Origin of the sequence: Mesorhizobium sp. B2-4-15 (genome assembly GCF_006658505.1) — a bacterium.
In the GTDB taxonomy this organism is placed as follows: domain Bacteria; phylum Pseudomonadota; class Alphaproteobacteria; order Rhizobiales; family Rhizobiaceae; genus Mesorhizobium.
This window is the reverse complement of record NZ_VFUZ01000023.1, coordinates 67171-89411: the sequence shown is the minus strand read 5'-3', so window position 1 is coordinate 89411 and position 22241 is coordinate 67171. Positions and strand designations below refer to the sequence as shown.

General features: G+C 59.0%; 21 protein-coding genes and 1 pseudogene. 15 read left to right on the top strand and 7 right to left on the bottom strand.

The window, feature by feature from the left end; translation table 11 throughout:
• Nucleotides 1–489 precede the first annotated feature (489 nt).
• The 5 genes from FJ930_RS23655 to FJ930_RS23635 form a co-directional block, all read right to left on the bottom strand.
• Nucleotides 490–1791, bottom strand: a complete 1302-nt coding sequence (locus FJ930_RS23655; RefSeq protein ID WP_141840325.1) for an epoxide hydrolase family protein — start codon at nucleotides 1789–1791, stop codon at nucleotides 490–492.
• A 308-nt stretch (nucleotides 1792–2099) separates the two neighbouring features.
• Nucleotides 2100–2756 carry a VOC family protein gene (locus FJ930_RS23650; RefSeq protein ID WP_141840324.1) on the bottom strand — a complete coding sequence of 219 codons (657 nt, stop codon included), beginning with the start codon at nucleotides 2754–2756 and terminating at the stop codon, nucleotides 2100–2102.
• A gap of 197 nt (nucleotides 2757–2953) precedes the next feature.
• Nucleotides 2954–3334 carry a cytochrome o ubiquinol oxidase subunit IV gene (gene cyoD / locus FJ930_RS23645; RefSeq protein WP_141840323.1) on the bottom strand — a complete coding sequence of 127 codons (381 nt, stop codon included), beginning with the start codon at nucleotides 3332–3334 and terminating at the stop codon, nucleotides 2954–2956.
• Entirely contained in the window at nucleotides 3331–3963 is a 633-nt protein-coding gene (cyoC, locus tag FJ930_RS23640; protein ID WP_141840322.1) for a cytochrome o ubiquinol oxidase subunit III, read from the bottom strand. The genes cyoD and cyoC overlap by 4 nt, the downstream gene beginning before the upstream one ends.
• Entirely contained in the window at nucleotides 3960–4178 is a 219-nt protein-coding gene (locus FJ930_RS23635; RefSeq protein WP_141840321.1) for a hypothetical protein, read from the bottom strand. Before FJ930_RS23635 ends, cyoC begins: the two co-directional genes overlap by 4 nt.
• 133 nt (nucleotides 4179–4311) lie before the next feature.
• On the opposite strand from FJ930_RS23635, the gene FJ930_RS23630 reads away from it, so the two are divergent.
• A complete protein-coding gene (locus FJ930_RS23630) occupies nucleotides 4312–4680 on the top strand; it encodes a hypothetical protein (protein ID WP_141840320.1) in 369 nt (122 codons plus the stop codon).
• A 970-nt stretch (nucleotides 4681–5650) separates the two neighbouring features.
• Here FJ930_RS23630 and FJ930_RS23620 read toward each other — a convergent pair.
• Nucleotides 5651–6310, bottom strand: a complete 660-nt coding sequence (locus tag FJ930_RS23620) for a hypothetical protein (RefSeq protein WP_141840319.1) — start codon at nucleotides 6308–6310, stop codon at nucleotides 5651–5653.
• A gap of 549 nt (nucleotides 6311–6859) precedes the next feature.
• Here FJ930_RS23620 and FJ930_RS23615 point away from each other — a divergent pair.
• From FJ930_RS23615 to FJ930_RS23545, 13 genes are all read left to right on the top strand, one after another.
• Nucleotides 6860–7228, top strand: a complete 369-nt coding sequence (locus tag FJ930_RS23615; RefSeq protein WP_141840318.1) for a response regulator — start codon at nucleotides 6860–6862, stop codon at nucleotides 7226–7228.
• A gap of 88 nt (nucleotides 7229–7316) precedes the next feature.
• Entirely contained in the window at nucleotides 7317–7934 is a 618-nt protein-coding gene (locus FJ930_RS23610) for a response regulator (protein ID WP_141840317.1), read from the top strand.
• Between the two features lie 1425 nt (nucleotides 7935–9359).
• Nucleotides 9360–9581 carry a DUF680 domain-containing protein gene (locus FJ930_RS23600; protein WP_141840315.1) on the top strand — a complete coding sequence of 74 codons (222 nt, stop codon included), beginning with the start codon at nucleotides 9360–9362 and terminating at the stop codon, nucleotides 9579–9581.
• A 498-nt stretch (nucleotides 9582–10079) separates the two neighbouring features.
• Nucleotides 10080–11369 (top strand): epoxide hydrolase family protein, encoded by a 1290-nt coding sequence (locus FJ930_RS23590; protein ID WP_141840313.1) that lies wholly within the window; start codon nucleotides 10080–10082, stop codon nucleotides 11367–11369.
• Nucleotides 11370–11438: 69 nt separating this feature from the next.
• Complete coding sequence (locus tag FJ930_RS23585) at nucleotides 11439–12191, top strand: alpha/beta hydrolase (RefSeq protein WP_210245375.1); 753 nt, start codon at nucleotides 11439–11441, stop codon at nucleotides 12189–12191.
• Between the two features lie 50 nt (nucleotides 12192–12241).
• On the top strand, nucleotides 12242–13297 hold the full coding sequence (locus FJ930_RS23580) for an alpha/beta hydrolase (protein ID WP_141840311.1): 1056 nt from the start codon (nucleotides 12242–12244) through the stop codon (nucleotides 13295–13297).
• 21 nt (nucleotides 13298–13318) lie between these two features.
• Complete coding sequence (locus FJ930_RS23575) at nucleotides 13319–14698, top strand: FAD-containing oxidoreductase (RefSeq protein ID WP_141840310.1); 1380 nt, start codon at nucleotides 13319–13321, stop codon at nucleotides 14696–14698.
• Between the two features lie 568 nt (nucleotides 14699–15266).
• A complete protein-coding gene (locus FJ930_RS23570; RefSeq protein WP_141840309.1) occupies nucleotides 15267–15920 on the top strand; it encodes a VOC family protein in 654 nt (217 codons plus the stop codon).
• 188 nt (nucleotides 15921–16108) lie between these two features.
• The gene (locus FJ930_RS23565) at nucleotides 16109–17209 is read left to right on the top strand and encodes a redoxin family protein (protein ID WP_141840308.1); all 1101 of its coding nucleotides are present in this window, start codon (nucleotides 16109–16111) and stop codon (nucleotides 17207–17209) included.
• Nucleotides 17210–17270: 61 nt separating this feature from the next.
• Entirely contained in the window at nucleotides 17271–17729 is a 459-nt protein-coding gene (locus FJ930_RS23560) for a MaoC family dehydratase (protein ID WP_141840326.1), read from the top strand.
• 359 nt (nucleotides 17730–18088) lie between these two features.
• Nucleotides 18089–18988, top strand: a complete 900-nt coding sequence (locus FJ930_RS23555; protein ID WP_141840307.1) for an enoyl-CoA hydratase/isomerase family protein — start codon at nucleotides 18089–18091, stop codon at nucleotides 18986–18988.
• Between the two features lie 38 nt (nucleotides 18989–19026).
• Nucleotides 19027–19746 (top strand): hypothetical protein, encoded by a 720-nt coding sequence (locus FJ930_RS23550; RefSeq protein WP_141840306.1) that lies wholly within the window; start codon nucleotides 19027–19029, stop codon nucleotides 19744–19746.
• A 233-nt stretch (nucleotides 19747–19979) separates the two neighbouring features.
• Entirely contained in the window at nucleotides 19980–20873 is an 894-nt protein-coding gene (locus FJ930_RS23545) for an alpha/beta hydrolase (protein ID WP_141840305.1), read from the top strand.
• A gap of 562 nt (nucleotides 20874–21435) precedes the next feature.
• On the opposite strand, the pseudogene FJ930_RS30845 reads toward FJ930_RS23545, so the two are convergent.
• Nucleotides 21436–21567: pseudogene (locus FJ930_RS30845) on the bottom strand (integrase); the annotation flags it as partial.
• Nucleotides 21568–21580: 13 nt separating this feature from the next.
• Between FJ930_RS30845 and FJ930_RS23530 the strand changes: the two are divergent.
• Nucleotides 21581–22228, top strand: coding sequence for a tyrosine-type recombinase/integrase (locus FJ930_RS23530; protein ID WP_141840304.1), 648 nt, complete (start codon nucleotides 21581–21583; stop codon nucleotides 22226–22228).
• The last annotated feature ends 13 nt before the right edge of the window (nucleotides 22229–22241 follow it).

Genomic DNA, 22241 nt, shown 5'->3' with positions numbered 1-22241 from the left:
TCGCCAGCGAGGCGCTAAGACGGATCGCCGAGCTCTACAAGATCGAAGACGCCATCCGCGGCCTATCGGCCGACAAGAAGCAGCCGTCAGCTCCATGCAGACGACTCTCCAATCATTGAGCGCTTGCGTCCGGTTGCGTGCAGGCAGATCGCCGCGCAAAGCGCAGCCGAAGAGTTAATCATGGTATACTTGCCTTGCTATGAACGGTCATTTGGGCCGTGGACCGCCACCTCGATCCCGGAACGTGTGAGGCCAATGGAAATCTCCGCTTGCACGCCTCTCGCCTGAGGGCAACTCTGCCTTACGAGAGCACCTTGTCCTCAAGCAACGTAGACATCTGGTCGGTCGATCTCCTGAGTTTTACAGAACTGCGGGCGAGCCTAGCCCCGTGCTTCATGTGCAAATCCATCAGCTAGGGGGCGACGACAGCAGACAGTGGCAAGCTGGAGCCGGAGGAGAGCGGAACAATCGTGCCCCGCTCCGGGCATATCAGGCTGACCGCAGCTGCCGGAAACTTGCGCGAACTTCCTCTGAATAGAATTTCGGCTGTTCCCAGGCAGCGAAGTGCGTGCCTTTGGGAAGCTTGTTGTAGTGAATGAGCTTGGGGTAGGCCTTCTCCGCCCAGCTCTTTGGGGCAGTATAGATTTCGTCCGGAAACGCGCTCACCGCGAATGGGATGGTGTTCACGCCCTTGACGTCGAAAAAGCCCTTCTTCGCCGTGGCGCTGGCGTCCCAATAGAGCCGCGCCGACGACACCGCCGTCTTGGTCAACCAGTAGAATGTGATGTTGTCGAGAACGTCGTCAGGGGTGAGGCCTTCGGGTTGTCTGTCGATCGAGCGCGCAATCATCGCGTAGCTGCCCGCATCGTGATCGAGGATCCAGGCCGCCAGGCCAACCGGCGAATCCTCGAGCGCGTATAGCGTCTGGGGACGAAGTGACATCTCGTTGGCGTAGCCCAACCCCTTCTTGTAGAAGAGCTCGAGTTGGTTCCACGCATTCTGCTCGTCGGCGGAGAGCCCGGCGGGCGCCGGCTCGTGAAGATTGAGTGCCTTGGAGATATCGGCAGGAAGGGTCCCCGGCATGTTCGAGTGAACGCCAAGCAATCCGGAAGGTGCCTGCACGCCCAATTCGTCGCCGACCTGCGCACCCACGTCGCCGCCAGCGGCCACGAAATTGGTATAGCCGAGCCGCTTCATCAGCGTGACCCAGGCGCGTGCAATGCGCGGTGTGTCCCAACCTGTAACGGTTGGCTTGCCTGAGAATCCGTAGCCCGGCAGCGACGGAACCACGATGTCGAACGCGTCCGATGCGCTCGCGCCATGCGCGGTCGGATTGGTCAGGGGATCGATGATTTTCAGCTGCTCGATGATCGAGCCCGGCCAGCCATGCGTGACGATGAGCGGCAGCGCATTTTCATGCTTCGAACGGACGTGGATGAAGTGGATATCAAGCCCGTCGATCTCGGTCACAAAGTGAGGCAGAGCCTTCAGTTGCGCTTCGCACCTTTTCCAGTCGTAGTCCGTCGCCCAATACCGCGCGAGTTTCTGTATCGTCGACAACTGCACGCCCTGGCTCGCGTCCGTTACCGTTTCCGATTTCGGCCAGCGGGTTGCGGCGACGCGCTGGCGGAGATCGGCCAGGTCCTCGTCCGGAAAGCTGAAAGTGAACGGGCGGATCGCCTCCGCGTCAGTCGCCGCATGCAGTGCCTGAGGCAGCAGGCTGATGACCCCGGCGGCGGCGGTGGCGGCGAGAACTTCGCGCCGGGTGGGCGATAGCGAAATGGGTGACATGACGTGCTCCTCTTCGGTCGGTGCGTTACGATGCGTTACACAAATCGACCGTCGGCCGAGGCAAATCCATTACACGTTGGTATCGGCAATACTTTCGGATCGGTTCGGGCAATGAGCTGCCGGCTTGAGGAATCGGCACGACGGCAAGGCATGACAAAAGCGCGCGCCATTCCCGGCGCACGCTTTCAAACGGATGTTCATCGACGCGATTCTGCCGGCCGATGCCGCCGACCAGATCGTCGCCAATACTTGTCGTTCGAGCAGCCGGCAGGCAGGCGAGCGGATCGCTCGTGCCGACGCCGGAAATCCTATCGCGGCAGCGGCGTGCCGGCCCGCTCGGCGACCATGTACTCGGCGTACCATGCCGGCCAGTTCACGTTGTGGCGGCCGCCGTCGCGCTTCTCGTGCTCGCCATGGGCGGTCGCCGCGCGCAAGAGCGCGGCCTCGAGTTCGTCTGCCGAGCCGTAGGTTGTGTCGCCCGAGTCCACACGTCCGGGCAGCCGGGTGGTGACCTCCTGGAGCAGCCAGCTGTTGCCGTCCGGATCGCGGAAGGTGGCGAACGAGTTGTAGGTGCGGCGCTCCGGATCGACGCCCGCAATGGCGGGGCCGCCCACCGCGGCCCGGTGGAACACTTCACTTACATCGGCGCCGCGCGCTATGAGCATGGCGCGTGCGGCCTCGATGTCGGATACGACGAGATACAGATTTTGCGATCCTGGCGCGGCCGCGGTGAGGCCCTTGCCGAAGTGGATCGAACCCAGCGAACCGGGCGGCGTGAACTGCACGACCCGAAACGCATCACCGTTGACGAAGTCGGCGTCGAGTCTCCAGCCGAGGCCGGTATAGAAGGCCTTGGCACGGTCGATGTCGGAAACAGGGACGATGACGACTTCCAACTTAAAGTCGACGCGGGGCGCAGAGGTGGCCCCAGTTGAAACTTCCTTGGTTGCTGCGAGAGTGCTCATGTTGGGCTCCTTGAGTTTGGCTGCCTTGAGAGTGGTAATGGCCCCAAGAGCGGTCAATTGAGCTAAGGTATCGGGGACCGTCGTTTCGTCGCTCGCTCAGGGCGATGGTTCCTGACACGCGTTCTGGTCGATCATTTTGTTTCGTGAGGCAGCAGTGGTGGATAGAACGCATCGACGAGGTGCGCTCAAATTCCGGATCAATGCTGCATGTGCAAATCCATTAGCTCGGGCGACAGCATCATATTATCGTTGAGGTTCGTCATGATCCAAAGCGATCCAGCAATCACGAGGAAGACGATGAGAATGCCGAACGCGAGCGCCAGAACGTTGTTGGTGTTGTCCGGGCCGGTCGTGATGTGGAGGAAGAAAACCAGGTGAACCCCCATCTGGGCGATGGCGAGAACGGCAAGGCCCAGGGCTACGCCTGGGCCCCACAGCAGCGAAGTGTTGGCGACCCAGAACGATGTGGCGGTCAGCCCCACGGCCAGAAGCAATCCGGTCGTGTAGACAAGCACACTGGATGGCTCACTCGGAGCCGACGCGTCTCCCGGCGCGCGATCGTGGCGGGTTTCCGTCATGGTGTGACTCCCATCAGATAAACGACCGTGAACACCCCGATCCAAATTATGTCGAGAGCGTGCCAGAACAGGGCGAAGCACTGCAACCGACGCTGCACGGTGGCGCGGAAGCCTTTGACTGCCACCTGCGCCATCATCACCGCCAGCCAGATCAGGCCGGCGGTGACATGCAGGCCGTGGCAACCGACAAGGGTGAAGAACGCGGACAGGAAGGCACTGCGCTGCGGCGTGGCGCCGCGGGCGACCATGTCGGCGAACTCGCGAATCTCCAGCCCAAGGAACGCGGCCCCAAGCACGAATGTGGCGAAGGCCGCCAAATAGGTCACTGAGCGACGTTCCGAGCCGACGGCCAGCGACATCAGTCCGCACGTATAGCTGGAAGCGAGAAGGCAGGCAGTTTCAAGCGCGACACTGCTTTGACTGAACAACTGGATGCCCGCCGGCCCGCCCGCAATGGCGCGAACGAGGACCGCGTAGCCAGCAAATAACGCCGAGAACATGACGACGTCGCTCAGAAGAAAAATCCAAAAACCGTAGGCAACCACAATCCGCTTGGGAGCGGGGCCGGCTTCGCTGGCAGGAGCAGATGCCTCCTGCACGGCGTCATAAACGGCGACGGCGACGCTCATGGGACGACCTCCGTTAGGGGAGCGCGATCGAACCGAGCAACCGTCTCGGTCAGCATCTGGAACTCCGCCTTCTCGCGAAATGCGAAGACGAGGAATGTCACGAATGCACCGAAGATGCCGAGGGCAGCCATCCACCAGATGTGCCAGATCATGGCAAAGCCGGTAACAACGGCAAAGAAGGCGGTGACGAAGCCAGTCGCGGTGTTTTTCGGCATTTCGATCACTTCGTATTCGCGCGCCCGCGATCGTTGACCTGCCGCGCCCTTCTTCTCGACCCAATAGGCGTCTCTCTCGGCGACGTGAGGCAGGACAGCAAAGTTCCAGGATATTGGCCGGCTTGATATCTTTATGGACGATCCCCTGGTGATGAAGCTTACCGATAGCGCACGCGGCGGCGACTGCGAGGCGCAAGAAGTGTCCTGTATCCATAGGAGCGCCGACCTGACCGCTAAGCGGTTCGCCGCCCTCATCCTCGAGTATCAGAATAGTCCGGCCAGCATTGCGGACGAGTTCCAACGGCCTCGCCGCCCACGTACTGTCGAGTTCGCCCCTCAGGTCGTATTCATGGACAAGGCGATCAAGGCACTTCCGGGATGGATGGTCGGCGGCGGGCTCGACAAACAGCACAGCGCGCTTTTTTCCGCTCTCATCCGACCGCCAACCACGCCGAAACGTGCACTCGCCGTCGTCCCACAGAGCCCGGGAGTCGACACCTGAGTACCCGCCATCAAGCGAATTGGGCAGCATAGTTCCAACTCCCGGCGGACACGGATTGAGTTTGGTCCGATGTCACCCACCAGCGCCAAGCACCTGCGGCTTCTGCCCGCCCAGATCAAATCGTATCGCGTTGCCGAGGAAATGCCAGTAGTCCGTTGGCCGCTCGCCGTTGGGGAGATAGCCGATGCCCCGCAAACCTACCGCGAAACCCACTCGATTGCGAATGAGTTGCAACCGAACATCCATTTTCGAAAGCCGAGGAGGCATCGGACTCCCCTGCCGCAGCCGGTCAGCTATGGACGTCAGCGGACGTACAGTACCTAGCTTGAATTTGGCGCTCGCCGGATGACGAGCTGACCATAACCAGCGTCAGAACGACCTCATGCCTTTGGTTGATCGTCTCGATCTTCAGTGTGAGCATGGCCGCAGTGAGGCTTAGACCTCGACGGCCGGATGTCGACAATCTGCCCGACCTTCTGTAGCACGTCGCCGCGCGGCGCGTGGGCCTGGGCCACGATATCTCCGGTCCCGCCCTAATGTGCCACCCGCGATCGCAAGCCCGCTGCCCACGATAAGCCGCTTTGTTATGGCCACCACTCGCCAGCCACTGGCTGCGAGACCGTGCAAGAGGGTGTTTCCGCAGCCTTCTCACCGTGATGAAAGGGCTGCGGATCGTATTCGGCGGCGAACTGCTTGATTTAGAAAGAATCGAGCACTTGCCGTGGCAAACCGCTAACCCGCGGCAAGGTCATCGAGATAGGGTGGCTCCTGCACGATTACCCAGGTATTGCGCATTCGGCCCGCGAGAAGTTCTGACGCTTTCATTTAGGAAGCTGTTTGCCAGCCTGCTCCGCGACGATGAAGTCGACGTACCAGGCAGGCCAGTTTACATCGTGCTGGCCGCCCGAGCCGCTGCTGAGGGCCGCATCGCATGCTTCATCGATGCAGTTCGCCAACCGCAGCGATTTTCTTAATAACCGACCGCAGCGTGACCAATGCTTGTTGCCAAGGCGCCGAGTTCGGGCGCGGGAAGACGCTGCGAACGAAAAGCTTCAATTCCGATCCCCTGCCTCTCGAGAAAGGTTACAAATGCCTGCGAAGCTCGTGATTGGACATGATTGGTGAGTTTTGACGTCCCATCATCGAGTTCTGCCACGCTCAATTCCCATCGAATGTGCATGGAAGCGCGCTCTCCTCGGGGCGCGATTACATTCGAATACGATTCCAATATCAGGGTGTTTTTCTTAGCGATTGTCTCGACATAGTACTGCGTCATCAATTTTCCGCCGATAAGTTCGACCTGTATCGACATTCGCTTATCGTCAGGGGCCATGATCGGTTCGGAGGAAGCATCGAGGACGAGACGTCTGTCGCGTTCGGCGGACCCGTAAAACCATTTGACCAGGTCGATATCATCGAGGGGTGCATGAACGATTGTGGTTCCTGTCACCTCAACAGCCTCGCCGTCGCTTGCGCGCACCTCTTTTATGTTGCCTTGCTCATACAGTATTGGCGTTGGGGCCAACACTAATGTGCTTGAACGCCGTGAATGCACAGGGACCTTCGTTGCGGAAGGGCGCACAGAAATCCCGGTACGCAAAGCACTCGATAAGGTTGATGTGGCGGTCATAACGTCGTCCTCTACTTCTTGCGATTGGATTTGCTGAATAGATCAACCATGACGCGGCACGAATCCATTGCACGAAAGTATGTGCGATGCCTTTGTATCGCTCCGGTGCGGACGCCGCAAAAGGGGACGGAAAAAGTGACACCAAGGAATAATAGACGCAGCCTGAGGATCAGCGCATCCTTCTCGCGTGTGCACCTGAAAGGACGGCAATGGTGAGCGATTTCAGTGGCGACACGGGCGGTATTCGGTCGCACGTGCACTCCTTCGTCGGCCTGTGCGGCAAGCTGGCCGACCAACCCGACAGCGTGCAGCGGGCATTTAGAGAAACTGAATGGTCGCTGACCTTTTGCCGTCTGCTCGATACTCAACCGGCCGACAAAGGCATTTCAATTTCCTCAACTTTGATGGGCAGTATCTTGGAGACTTTCACCTTGTTCGGAAGGTCTTCGAACCCGCGAAGAACACGAATTCCCTCGTTTGCGAGGTGTTCCTGGATTGATGCCACGTACGCGCCTGCAGCGGAAATACGAGAAGTGCATCGGAGATTTCATGAGCGCTAGGCATCCACTCGTGTCTGTTGTCGATGACGACGAGTCCATGCGCGAGTCATTGCCTGACCTCATCAACGAGCTCGGCTATCGTGTGAAGGTCTTCTCCTCGGCGCAAGAGTTTTTGGCTTCCGATAGTGTTGGCAACACCGGATGTCTGCTTCTCGACGTCGGCATGCCCGGCATGACAGGACCGCAACTGGCGCAGGAGCTGGTGCGCCTTGGTCGATTTATCCCCATTGTCTTCATTACCGCTAAGAAAGATAACACTGTTCGTCCAAGTCTCATGAGGCTGGGCGCGGTGGAATGCCTATTCAAGCCTTTTAGCGACACAGAGCTCAGGGACGCGTTGAACTTAGCGCTGCGTTAGGCTGTATCAGCGCTCGGTGCAACCGAGTATTGGGAGGACGGTTGCAATGCATTCGGGGACCACGAGAGATGAAGGGGGGGTGCCATCAATGCTACGAGAGACGCCTGTGGTGTTCGTCGTCGACGACGATATTTCTGTTCGTGAATCTCTCGATCTGGTGGTCCGCTCCGCAGGTTGGGAGCCAAGGATCTGCGGTTCCGCGGAGGAGTTTCTAGGGCAGCCGCGGCCGACAGTCCCGAATTGTCTGATCCTCGACGTTAACCTGCCCAATCTTAACGGTCTCGATTTGCAGAAATTGGTGTCCCCGGAGCGCGCGGACATGCCGATCATTTTTCTGAGCGGCTATGGCGACGTGCCGATAACTGTGCGGGCAATGAAGGCAGGTGCCGTCGAATTTCTAACAAAGCCGTTCTCCGACGAGGTTCTGCTGACTGCAATCGAGCAGGCGCTCGAGCGGAGTCGAGTGGCGCTTGCTGTCAGGACAGAGATGCAGTCGTTACGTGACCACTACGCCTCGCTCAGTCGGCGTGAGCAGGAAGTTATGGCGCTTGTGGTCACCGGCCTGTTGAACAAGCAGGTCGCCTTCGAACTTGGGATCAGCGAGATCACCGTAAAGGCTCACCGGGGTCGGGTTATGCGCAAGATGATCGCCGGCTCATTGGCCGACCTTGTCAATATTGCCGCCAAGCTCGGGATTGGTCACTAGGACTGCCTTGCCAGATCGCTAGTTTGGCGAAACCGTGACCCAACCAACCTTAGGTCGCCAGAATGCGGTCTCGGGCCGGAGGCGCGCAGATTGCACGATGCGAACTGTTCGGCTTTTTGCCGGAGGTGGCCTAACCACGAGGAGCGGAATCTGTTTCCTTCGTTTTCCACTACTGGGGGGCAGTCGCAGCGGCATCTGGTTGATCGACGAGGACTCCGACCGCAGGCCCACTTCCGTCACCAAGATGAAGCTTCCCATTGCGAACCGTGAACCACCGAGGAGGGCCTTGGCGCTTCATGCTCCGCCAACGTCAAGCGTCGTAACCGTGGTGTACCGCTCCGTCGGGCGCAAAGCTGCCCAAATGCCCTCGACATCCCCTGCGCGTTTATGCGGAATTCTCGTTCACGCCCTCATGACGATGGATAGATGAAGTCTTTCGCCTGTTTTAGATTTTTCGAGAAGGTGTCGGCGCCGCTAGATTTCTGCGGCGGTTGAGAGCGCTGAGCATCGAACTTTGTTAAAAGTGGATCAGCCGACAGCGGCGTGGCTGTCGGCTGGTCAACGTCGTGAGTAAGGGCTCACAAGGGTGATCTGCAAAAGGCATCCGGCGACGACAGCACAATAAAAGACAGCCCAGCAGCAAGGATTGTCACCTGTCACGGATGGTCCGAGCGCTTCAAGCAGATTGTCGTTGGCTAGACGCTACGCGGGACTGAACTGCGCAACCTCGATGGAAGCAGCGTGCGATTCTCCTCCGCAATTACGCCTGATCGAAGGATCGGGGCCATTGTTTTGCTAGAGGACTATCGGCGGGAGTACGCAGGATTGGCAGCACACGCCGCGATTCCACCATCACTGCCCGCCTTGCGAAGGCTGGTCCAGGCCCGCGCATGTAGTGAAGTTCCGGATGGTAGCGAGAGGAAAAAAACTCGCGGAAGTTCGAGACGGTCCGCGTGATCAAAATCCAGAGTTTCATAGCTTATCTCCTGCCGTGTCTATCAACGGAATACGGTGCTTACATCTGGTTGAGATCGACGCAGATCCATTGAACGATGGTATCCCCATCGCTTTCTATCTCCCGCGCAACGGCGGAACTGTCCGAGGTTAAACGCGGCCCTGCTACGGAGCATGGCGGAATTCTGACTGCGCGTGTCAGACATCTCTTCAATCTCTGAGCAGTGCGCTTACCGGACTCAATCACACTAAGCGCATGAAATAAAACAGAGTAATGATGCCATGAAGATACGTTTTAACAATGGTATCCGCCGCATTGCCGATTGCTGCACGTATTTTGTTGCCGCAACACCTTCGTATAATAACAAGTTATCTACGTCCCATCCATCTAGGCGTTATCCGAGACGCGCGCATCCTCCCGGGCACGCGTCGTCTTGATGGGCAGAAACAAACCGAAAAGGAGTACTTGAAATGACGAAAATATCTCTGGTGGCTGCTGCAGCCCTTCTCATCTCCGGCGGTGCCGCCTTCGCCGGCAGTGATCACTATGGATCCGACTTTGTCTACCAGCCGACATCGTCTCTGAGCACCAGCATCGACCATACCTTCACGGCTTCGATCGTACACACTGGCCGTAAGCCTGTCAGGCCGCTGTTCGATCCGGAGCCTGGCCAGGGCATCTGGGGACATTGATTGGAAATGACCAAGATCCCACTACTCACCTTGGTCCTCCTTGCTTCCAGTCCCGCTGTCGCCGGTAGCGATCACTACGGCACTGCCGTTGCAAGTGATACGGCCCTTACCGACCTGACGCTCACCGGGTCGATCGGCCGACATGCTTCGAGTAGAACCAAGATCATGTCGGAGGCACGCAGTGAAGCAGAGGCCGACCAGTCCTGGCCAGACTTCAACCGCGGCCCCTGGGGCAATTGAGCTAGTTTGCCGATAGATGAGTGGCGGGCGCGGCCCGCCACTCATCGTTTTTTTGGATTGCTTTCGCCTCCCGCGAAACCCCTTCGATTGAGCGACCGCGGTCACCGATCGCAGCTTTGCCGTGCCGAGCCATCGGCAAGTTCCTGCGGTCCCGCACCAATCCTAAAGTATTGGCGACACCTAGGTGTAATAGATTTCATCACCTTTCCCGATGATCTTCGCTTGGAACTTTTCACCGGACCGAGATCGGAGGTAACTATGTCGAAGCTGTCAGCCACTCGTCGTCAACTCCTTGTCGCTGCCGCCGCGGGCGGTGTTGTAAGTCTGCTGCCCGGAGCGTTGCGTGCAGCCTCCAGCGACACCATCAAGCCATTCAAGATCAGCTTCCCCCAGTCTGATCTGGCAGATCTGCGCCAGCGCATTAAGGCTACGAAGTGGCCCGACAAGGAGCAGGTATCGGACACCACTCAGGGGGTGCAGCTCGCGACGATGCGACAGTTGGCCGAGCATTGGGCGACCCATCACGATTGGCGCAAAGTCGAGGCTCGGCTGAATGCAGTGCCCAATTTTGTCACGGAAATCGATGGGCTCGATATTCACTTCATCCACGTGCGGTCGAAGCACGAAAACGCCTTGCCAATGATCGTGACACACGGCTGGCCTGGCTCGATTATCGAGCAACTCAAGATCATCGGTCCATTGACCGATCCCACCGCTCATGGCGCCACCGCTGCCGACGCTTTCCATCTCGTTATCCCATCTCTGCCGGGCTACGGCTTCTCGGGCAAGCCAAGCGCAGTCGGCTGGAATCCACCTCGCATCGCAAAGGCGTGGGCAGTTCTGATGCAGCGGCTTGGGTACAAAGAATATGTTGCCCAAGGAGGCGACTGGGGTAACGCCGTCACGGAGCATATGGCCCTGCAGCAACCGCCCGGGCTGCTCGGCATCCATACCAACATGCCGGCGGCGGTCCCGGCCGAAATCAATAAGTCGCTGGCGGAGGGGGCGCCGCCTGCCAATCTCATTGCCGAGGAGCTTCGAGCATGGAACCAGCTCGACTTCTTCAACAAGAACGGCCTGGGCTATGCGATCGAAATGAACAACCGCCCGCAGACACTATACGCCATCGCGGATTCGCCCATTGGCCTCGCCGCATGGATGATCGATCATGACGACAGTAGCCAGAAGATGATCGCCCGGGCCTTTGCCGGCCAGAAGGAGGGCTTATCGAAGGATGACGTGCTGGACAATGTTACCCTCTATTGGCTGACCAACACGGCGATCTCGTCAGCCAGGCTTTACTGGGACAATGCGCATCATCCGACGGGTGGGTTTTTCGATGTGCGCGGGATCCAAATTCCGGTCGCTGTGACAGCCTATCCCGATGAAATCTATACAGCTCCGAGGAGTTGGGCCGAAAAGGCATATCCGAAGCTAATTCACTTCAACAAAGCCCCCAAGGGTGGCCACTTCGCGGCTTGGGAACAGACGGACTTTTTCTGTCAGGAGATGCGTGCGTCATTCCAGTCTTTGCGCAAGCCGGCCTAGAGCTGCGCGAGCAACTTCGCGACAAATTCGAAAGGGGTTCCACCAATGAAGATGTTTTCAGCTTTTTTGATGTTCGTCAGCTTGTTGGCGACTCCGGCTTCCGCGGCAACGACGGAGCCGGCCAAACCGACCGTGGTTCTCGTGCACGGCGCCTTCGCCGACTCCTCAAGCTGGAATCGGGTTATCGCCATTCTGGAAAAGGACGGCTACACGGTCGTTGCGGCTGCCAACCCACTGCGAAGCGTGAAGAGCGACGCCGACAGCGTGCGCAGTCTTCTCAGCACCATCACGACGCCTGTCGTTCTGGTGGGGCACTCCTATGGCGGCATGGTGATCAGCGACGCCGCGCACAACCAGGCAAATGTCAAGGCGCTGGTCTATGTGGCTGCTTTCGCGCCGGAGTCTGGCGAGAGTGCCAGTGCTCTCGACGGCAAGTTTCCAGGCAGTTTGCTCGGTCCGGCGTTGATGCCGGTACCATTGCCCGGCGGAGGCCATGACCTCTACGTCCAACAGGACAAGTTCCGCGACGCCTTCGCGCCGGACCTGCCAGAAATCGCGGCGAGGCTTGCGGCGACAACGCAGAGACCCATCACTGACATAGCGTTCGGGGACGCAGCGACTGAACCAGCCTGGAAGACCGTTCCAACATGGTTCGTTTATGGCGACCACGACACGGCAATCCCGCCAAAAGCTTTGGCCTTCATGGCCGAAAGAGCCCACGCGAAGGAGACGGTTGTGGTCAAGGGTGCCTCGCACGTGGTGATGATCTCACATGCGAAGGAGGTGGCCAGGGTTATTGAAGACGCAGCTGCGGGACGCTAGCTGGCAAGTGCCTCAAGGCTGTTGCGCGTACCAACCGTTGGAGCTTACCGATGAACGGTCTCAGTCTCTTGGCTCAAATCAACCAAAGTCGTCGCGACTTCTTCGCGGCGGCGACGGCGGGTCTCGCTGCTACGCAACTTCGGATGATAAGGCCGGCCGCCGCCCAAGCGACCGGCGGGAGCTCGGCTTCCAATTCCCCAGTGCACACTTCCTTCGGGGCGCTCAAGCAGATCGATGCGGGAGTGCTGAATGTCGGATACGCTGAGGATGGACCTGAAGATGGCCAGCCAGTGATCTTGCTGCATGGTTGGCCATACGACATTTACAGCTATGTCGACGTTGCACCGATATTGGCCAAGGCCGGTTACCGGGTAATCGTGCCCTATTTGCGGGGCTACGGCACGACGCGCTTCCTGTCCGCAGGAACGCCGCGCAACGGACAGCAGGCGGCGCTAGCCGGCGATATCGTTGATTTAATGGATGCCTTGAGGATCGAGAAGGCGATCTTTGGCGGCTATGATTGGGGTGCGAGGACTGCCGATATTATTGCTGCTATTTGGCCCGGTCGCTGCGAGGCGTTGGTCGCGGTCAGTGGCTATCTCCTTGGCAACCAGGAGCTCAACAAGCCACCCCTGCCACCTAAGGTCGAACTCCAATGGTGGTATCAATTCTACTTCGCCACAGAACGGGGTGCCGCCGGTTACGCCAAATACACGCGTGAGTTCGCGCGTTTGATCTGGGAATTGGCGTCGCCGCGTTGGAAGTTCGATGATGCCACTTTTGAACGAAGCGCAGCCGCGTTCGACAACCCTGACCATGTGGCTGTCGCTATTCACAACTACCGCTGGCGGCTGGGGCTGGCACAAGGCGAAGCACGGTTTGACGCGCTTGAGAAAAAAATAGCGGTCTTGCCCGACATAAGTGTGCCGACCATCACCATCGAGGGCGATGCCAATGGCGCGCCACATCCCGATCAGTCGGCATACGCTAGGCGCTTCACCGGCAAGTACCGCCATCGGATCTTCACGGGCGGTGTAGGCCACAACGCACCGCAGGAAGCGCCTCACGAGTTCGCTCAAGCCATCATCGATGCGAATAGACTCTGACAGCAAGTTGCGTGCGGGATCATGGATCATAGTTTCGACGCCATCATCATCGGCGCTGGTCAGGCTGGTCCCTCGCTGGCCGGGCGGCTGACAGCCTCTGGGCTGAAGGTCGCGCTCATAGAGCGCAAGCTGTTCGGCGGAACCTGCGTCAACACTGGTTGCATGCCGACCAAAACGCTCGTCGCGAGCGCCTACGCTGCCCATCTGGCGCGCCGGGGAAGCGATTATGGCGTGGCAGTCGACGCTCCCATTCGAATCGACATGAAAAGGGCGAAGGCTCGAGCGGATGCGGTTTCAATGAATGCCCGCACAGGGGTAGAGACGTGGCTGCGCGGTATGAGCGGCCTCACGGTGTTTCAGGGGCACGCGCGTTTCGCAAGCCCCCATCACGTCCGCGTCGGCGAGATCGTTCTGCAGGCTCCTCGCATCTTCATCAATGTGGGGGGGCGTGCCAGCGTACCGGACATGCCCGGTATCGACGCTGTCGATTATCTTACAAACACATCGATCCTCCAACTCGATGCCGTCCCGCAACACCTGATCGTCGTGGGCGGAAGCTACATCGGTTTGGAGTTTGCACAGATGTATCGGCGCTTTGGCGCGCAGGTCACCGTCATTGAAAAGGGACCAAGGCTGATAGCGCGTGAGGACGACGACATCTCCGACGCGATTCGGCAGATCCTTGCGGACGAGGGCATAGATGTGCGCACTAGCGCAACCTGCATCGCGTTCGAGCCACGCCCGGACGGGATCGCGGTCCGTATCGATTGCACCTCTGGGCAGCCCCAGGCGGTGGGCTCCCACGTGCTGCTGGCAGTAGGCCGCCGGCCCAACACCGACGACCTCGGTCTAAAGGAGGCAGGTGTCACTGTCGATGCCCGCGGTTACATCGTCGTTGATGATGGTCTGATGACCTCGGTTCCGGGAATATGGGCTCTCGGAGACTGTAACGGCCACGGCGCCTTCACGCATACTGCCTACAACGATTTTGAAATTGTGGCTGCCAATCTCCTCGACGCAGCAAACCGTCGCGTCAGCGAGCGCATCCCAGGCTATGCGCTCTATATCGATCCTCCCCTCGGCCGGGTCGGGCTTACCGAGGGTGAAGCGCGCAAGACCGGGCGACCTCTGCTCGTTTCCAAGCGTCCGATGACCCGGGTTGGCAGAGCCGTCGAACGCGGCGAGACGAAGGGGTTCATCAAGATCGTGGCCGACGCTGGCACACAGCAGATATTGGGAGCCGCGATCCTGGGCGTCAGTGGCGACGAGGCGATCCACGGGATTCTGGATGCCATGAACACCGGGGCCTCCTACCCAGCTCTGCGATGGGCCGTGCCTATTCATCCGACCGTGTCGGAACTGATACCTACCGTTCTCGGCGATTTGCGCCCTGCCGTCTGAAGTGCCTGGAGCCCCTGGAATAGAGTGTAGCGGGCCAACACGGCCTAATGAGCACCTCTTGATTATCGTCGCACCCAAGCCGTTTGAAAATGACGCCGGCTTTCTGCACTTTCGTTCATTGATGCAGGTGAGCGATGAACCCTTGGACAGGCCGAGCCTTTCGTGCCGACCGAAATCCATTTCGTGACGGCCGCTGCGCATGAGGCGTAGCTCTCGTCCAAGCTGGACATGATCGCTAGAGCCTCCTTGGCCGAACAGTAACTCGTTATGGTCGTGGCAATGCCGTCGAGCATGCGCTGTGGTCGGTAAGACCCGCTGTATAGGTTGTATTCTTCCACCAACGGAATCTCCCAAGGGAAGGCTTTTTGTGACGGTTCGTGCGACGGGCACCCAGCTCGGGCGATACCAAAGTATGGCCGACACCATCGTGCAATAGATTCGATCTGATCTGCCGCCAATATTCACCTGGTATCGGAGCAAGTGATGAAGTTGGCCGTCGCGCAGGTCGATCCAGGCCGCCGCAGGACACCTCAAGCACGTCGCCGGAGCAGCGCTATTGGAGGCAGATATGGATATTGTTCAAACCAACCGAGAAACGGACACCCAGGGACGACGTGTAGGGGACATGAAGCTTGAGGTCCTCGTGATCTCCGTTAAGGACGTTGAGCGCTCGAAGCAATTTTACAGCGGTCTGGGTTGGAGGCTCGATGCGGATTTTCCGGTCGGCGAAAAATTCCGGGTCGTGCAATTCACGCCGCCAGGCTCGCCTGCCTCGATCCATTTCGGAATTGGAGTTACGAGCGCCGTTCCCGGCTCCGCCAAGGGGATTTATCTCGTCGTAGCCGACATCAAGGCAGCACGCGCCGAACTCATCAGCCGTGGCGCAGAGGTGAGCGACATCTTCCATACCGCTGGTCCTGGGACGCCCCCAGTCGACGGTCCGGACCCGGAGCATCACAGCTATTCGTCATTTGCTAAGTTTAGCGATCCGGACGGCAACGAATGGATTCTGCAGGAGATCACGGCTCGGCTTCCCGGCAGGATTGACACTGACGTTACGAGCTTCGCTTCCGTCGCGGACATCGCCGGTGCGCTGAGACGGGCATCGGTTGCCCACGGTGAGCACGAAAAGCGGGCCGGAGGCCAATATGATCAGAACTGGCCTGACTGGTACGCCGAATACATCGTCAGCGAGCAGGCCGGTAAGGTCCTTCCGACCTGAGGGTCGCCAAGCCTGAGGGGCTCGCTCGCCAGATTAGGCGTCGGCGGCGGCCGAAACGGCATGAGGATCGAGCGAACGGGTATCCGCGACCCGTTCTCCTCCCAGGGCGGACCGGGTCACTGAACCCGGTCCGCCGCCCGCCGGTGCAATCCATGTCGAACTGACCGAACCCCCATTGGGCGATATCTATGAGAACAGGAAAGCTGATACTTGCTGTTTTGCTTGCCGCGGCAGCCGGCGTGGCGGGTGCCTGCATTGCTGGAGACTTAGGACCCTGGAATCCAACGGAAAGCCCGAGAACCGGCTCCCCTGTCACTCCGATTTCCGAAAAGTTCGAACTGGGATCGATTGGCGGCCCGACCACTTGGATCAATTCGCAGCCGTTGACGGTGTCACAGCTCCGAGGCAAGGTGGTTCTTGTCGATTTCTGGACCTACACCTGCATCAACTGGCGGCGTACTCTTCCCTATCTTCAGGCGTGGCACGAGAAGTATCGGAGCCAAGGCCTGATTGTGATCGGCATTCATACGCCGGAGTTCTCGTTTGAAAGAGACCTCGACAATGTTCGCCAGGCCGTCAAGGAGATGCATATTGATTATCCCGTCCTGACGGACAATGACGAGGCCGTCTGGCGGGCCTTCGGCAACCAGCTTTGGCCGACCTTGTACCTCATCGATTCGGAGGGGAGGGTGAAATACCGGCTGGCAGGAGAACGCTCTTACGAGCGCGCGGAGCCAATTCTGCGCAAAATGCTATCGGAGAATGGTGGCAGCAACATCGATCCAGAACCGGCTTTCGTGAAAGCCAGAGGGTTCGAAGCAGCCGCCGATTGGACCGAACTCAACTCGCCTGAGACCTATACCGGATATGAGTTCACTCACAGCTTTGCCTCCCCCCAAGGGATGGTGAGAGATCGTCCCACCGCCTACAAAGTCCCTTCGCAATTGGGCTTGAACGAGTGGGCTCTGGACGGCCGTTGGACTGGAAGAAAGGAAAACGTCGTCCTTGATGAAGCCGGTGGAAGTGTCACGTACCGGTTCCATGCACGCGATCTTCATCTCGTAATGGGTCTCCCAGCCAAGGGGACTTCCGTGAAATTTCGCATTCTCATCGACGGTAAGCCGCCAGGCGCAGCGCACGGGCTGGATGTCGACGAAAACGGAGACGGTACAATCTCAGAGCTACGCCTGTATCAGTTGGTGCGCCAACCGACACCAGTTGTTGACCGGCAGTTCGAAATCAAATTCTTTGGCCCTGGCGTGGAGGTCTACGACTTCACGTTCGGATAACTGTCCTCGACTGCGACCAATCTTTCCAAAGCCAAGTGACTTGGAGAAAGCGATGAGTAAAATGTCTGTACCTGCGGACCAGCTATTTCTCGATGATCTCTATGTCGGGCAGACATTTGCGAGCGCAGCACATAAGATCGACGAAGCTCAGATCAAGGCTTTCGCGGTTCAATTTGATCCGCAACCCTTTCACACGGACACAGAAGCCGCTGCCGGGACTTTCTTCAAAAGCCTGGCGGCAAGCGGATGGCACACTGCCGCCATTACAATGCGCCTGAATGTCGAGGGTGGCCTGCCGTTTGCCAGTGGCATTATCGGTGCCGGGGGAGAGATCAACTGGCCAAATCCGACACGAGCCGGCGACGTCCTTCATGTGGAGAGCGAAGTGGTCGAAATCACACCATCGCGTTCCAAGCCTGATCGCAGCATCGTTACCGTCGTAAGCCGTACTCTGAACCAGCGCGGAGATGTCGTTCAGACGCTTAAGGCCAAGCTTGTCGTTTTTCGCAAACCGTCGTGAAAGCTAAGCGCCGATTTTCTCGGCTTCATCTTTTGCAACTCTCTCGATCGGTCGGGCGAGAAGCCTTTCGTTACGCTATCTGATAGGCCGACCGGAAGCATCGTCGGTGGTTCGATAAGTAAGGAGTGCGATGCCGGACTCGTGTCCACAATTGAACCGATACCTACGTGCAATTGCCGGCGCTATGCCAAGCCACCAGATTACCCCTCGCCGACATTTCACGGCCAACGCATTTTCGGGCGAGACAATCATGAGCGCGTCGCTGCAAGTTACTTCTTGGCATAGGGAGCGTTGTCCCGCCCGGCCGCCGCTGCCGCCGCAGCTGCGGCGGCACAGCGCTTTTGGCGACGAGCTGCGCAATGACCAACACCGTTGATCGCGATAGCCGAGGACCCGCCAACACGGCGTCAAGTTACGGATTTGCCGCGCCACCAAGCATCGAGTCTTTTGAGACACTTGGAGTTCATCGGGAAAGTTCCGTTCTGTTCGTGGATATCGCTGCGCCGCCGATGAATCTTCTGGGGCCGGCAATGGTTCGCGACCTGGTCTTTTTCATTCAGCAGGCCGAGGCTGACAGGGGCCTCAAGGTAATCGTCTTCAGAAGCGCGGACCCGGATTATTTCATTCCACATGTCGATGTCACCCTGATCCAACAGTATCGAGAGGAAGCGGCGAAGCTGACGGGTGAAGCATCGCTCGCGCTTATGTTCCGGCATTTGAGTGCAAGTCGGCTGGTTACCATTGCTCAGATCGAGGGCCGTGTCCGAGCTGCCGGAAGTGAGTTTGTCCTCGCTTGCGATATGAGATTTGCTGCCCTTGACTCAGCAATCTTCGCGCAGCCCGAACCTGCCTTTGGCGCACCTCCCGGCGCCGGCGGCATCCAACACCTTGTGAGGCTGATGGGCCGGGGCCGAGCGCTCGAGGTCATGTTAGGCGCGGAGGACTTTAACGCGGAGCTTGCCGAGCGATATGGGTGGATCAACCGCGCGCTGCCAGCCAGCGAGCTTAAAGACTTCGTCCAAAAGCTCGCCCATCGAATTGCGAAATTCCCGGCTAGTGGCCTCGCGACGGTCAAGGATCGCGTCAACGCGATTGCGCTTGCTACTGCTGACGATTTTCGCCGGGACTCCGACCTCTTCGGTGAGGCAGCCCGCACCCCTGAAAGTCAGAGGCGGTTCAAGGCGGCGTTCGGCAGCGGATTCCAAACCCGTAGCGCTGAAATGGATTTGGCGGGCCTGATTGGCAGCTTGGAAGACTGACGATCTCGCCGCCGTATTGGAAACTCTAGGAGACAATCATGAGCACGTCTGCAACATCAATGGCGCCGTCCACCAGCGTGTATGCCACCCCTGCGTTCTGGCAGCGCTTCTGGCGCACAAGCGGCATTCAGGCCGCCGGTCTCTTTGTAATCGCTTACGTTATTGTTGGGTCTCAGCCGCCGATCAGCGCCTCTGATGATGTGCTTGTCGCCTTCTACGATGGTCATCGCACCAAGATCTTGGTCGCAGCGATGTTGTCAGGCCTGGCGGTTCTCAATCTTCTATGGTTCGCGGCGGCTTTGCGTGCGACTTTGGCCGACAGAGGACAAGATGGTTGGGGCGCAGCCGCGACTGCGGCCAGTGCGATGCTTGGCGCATTGTTGCTGCTCCAGACAGCGGTTGCCGCTGCACTTGCCTACAGGCTCGGCGGCTCACAGGATCATTCGCTCGTCAGCGGCCTGAACGCTTTCGCCTGGACTCTCGGCGTGTTGACGTCTTTTCCGCGAGCAATGCTGATCATGTCAGGAGCCTTCGGCCTTTGGCGTGCCGGCCTGATCTCCAGCGCCCTCTTCGCAGCAGGTGTGGCAGTTGTCGTACTCGGCGTGCTCGGTGGCACCACTTGGCTGAGCGACGGCATCTGGGCTCCTGACGGAGCGTATTCGCGGCTGGTTTCTCCGCTCCTGCTTCTCCTTTGGATCCTGGTTGTCAGTCGAGTTCTTCTGAGCCGCGCACCGGCAACAGGCGGCGGATGGTGGTGAGTTGGCCACCACGCGTTCGCGACATGCAAGAAGTCGAAGGCAACATAAGGAGGCAGACGCTTGGAGTTGTGCCCGGATGAGCATGAGACAAGAGGATCAATCTGGCGGAACGCTGCGCGGTCCTTTTATGGCGGATAGGTCCACCGCCACGACCCGGCTCCACGATCAGGTGTCCGATTCAATCTGCCTCACTGTAGGGGGTCGACGACCGCCCCATTTGGAAGGACATCGTCATGTTCAGCAAGGAAGACGTGCACATCACTGCCGAAGACGGCGTCGAGCTTTCGGCTTGGCTATTTACGCCCAGGCACTTAGGCGGTCCATTGCCTGCGATAACTATGGCTCATGGTTATGCCGGCACGAAATATCATGGCATCGAGCCGTTCGCGGAGGCATTTGCCAAGGCTGGTTTCGTCGTGTTGCTCCATGATCATCGCAACTTCGGCGAGAGTGGAGGAGAACCGCGGCAGGATGTTAATCCGTGGCAGCAGATCGGGGATTGGCGCCGCGTGATTTCATGGTTGCAGGATCGGTCGGAGGTGAACGAAAACCGCGTCGGAGTTTGGGGTACCAGCTTCGCTGGCGGCCATGCTATTGTGCTTGCCGCAACCGATCGACGGCTCAAGGCGGTCGTTTCTCAAGCTCCTACCATCGACGGCTACGCCAGCGGTATGCGTCGCGTACCACCTGAAAAAGTGGAAGATCTCGAAGCTGTTTTTGCGGCTGACGATCGTGCGCAACTTCGCGGCGATGCGCCGATGACCCAAGCGATTGTCAGTGAGGAAAGGGACAAGCAGTCCTCCTACCAGGCAGCCGACGCTGTGTCCTTTTATCTGAGGCCGATCCCTCCAGGCGTGTGGGAGAACAAGGTAACAGTGCGATCCACCCGATGGGCGCGCATGTATTCTCCTGGCGACTGGATCGCCCGAGTGTCTCCGACGCCGCTTCTGATGGTCGTGGCACAGCGAGACCACATAGCGGTCACGGATCTAGCTCTAAGGGCCTACGCGAATGCACTTGAGCCCAAGCGGCTTGTGATGCTCAAAGGCGGCCATTTCGATCCATACCTTGCCGAATTCGAGACAGCTTCGAGGTCGGCAACGGATTGGTTTCTCGCTCATCTTTGAGCTGACAACAGTTGGAACAAATTCAATCGCGCACGAACAAGGAAGAAGACCGTCAAACCAGGGAAGGCAGGTTCTCCGACACCCACGACAATGTCAGGCCGGAGCTTCGAAGGGACCGAAATCAAATCCCGATCCAGCACGCGCTCGATCTCCGGCTCTGAACGCAGCTTCCATGACGCCTCGGAGTCCTATCGTGGCCCCAGTATTTTCAACTTCAGCTATCGCCCCGAAACCGTCGTCAGCGACGGTGAGACCTCCAACACGAACAGCGGGCCATACATCAGCCGTCGGCTCCAGCCACCGACCATCTACTCCTATGACAACAGCAGCACGACCCGGATTGTGGGACCCAAGCGTTTTGCCTAAGGCTCGTTGAGATTTCGGGATTGAATGAAGCCGCTAACGCGGCATTTGGCGGATCGGTTTGCAGGTGACGCTTCTGTTTTGAAGGATTGCGGCTGTTGAAGCGCAATCTCGAGAACAGGAGCAATGAGATGGTCGAGTTGAGCCCTCTTCGCCGGCGCATGATCGAGGATATGACGATCCGCAATCTGTCGCCGGCCACCGTCTGGTTCAGCGCCGGCCACGAAATCCCCGTTGAGACCAGATGCACCTGGAAGGCGCGCACGTCCTCTAGGCCAAGCCGGTCAGGGGAGCGGCCAAAGTAGCGCGAAAACTTCGCCACCGCATGCACGTAGGATCGCTGGGTGTGCGCACTGCGGTTCTTCTACGGTGTGACGTTGGGCCATGCCGAGATCCCGGAGAGCATTGCCTACGCCCGCTCGCCACGCACGCTGCCAGTGGTGTTGAGCGCCGACGAGGTGGTCAGGTTCCTGGAAGCGGTCCCGAGCCTGAAGGCGCGCACGGCCCTGACGGCAGCTTACGCTGCTCGCCTTCGAGCCTCGGAGACCGTCGGCTTAAAGGTCGGCGACATCGACAGCGGACGCGGCGTCATTCGGGTTGAGCACGGCAAGGGCGGCAAGGACCGCACCGTGATGCCGTCGGCGCAGCTTCTGCGCATCCTGCGGGTCTACTGGCGGCTGGCGAAGCCGCAGGACTGGCTGTTTCCCGGGCGCGGCGCCGATCGCCCTATCGATGTGCAGGTGTTATATTCGGCCTGTCGCTCGGCGCGTGCGGCCGCCGGCATCGACAAGCGGGTGACGGTCCACACGCTCAGGCACAGCTTCGCCACGCATCTTCTGGAGAACGGCACCGACATCCGCATCATCCAGGTTCTGCTCGGCCATAACAACCTGTCGAGCACGGCGCGCTACACCAGGGTCTCGAATGGCCTAATCCGGCGCACAACGAGCCCGCTCGACCGGCTGAACGTCGAGGTCGTGCCGCCGGTCTGATCCGGTCCCGCCC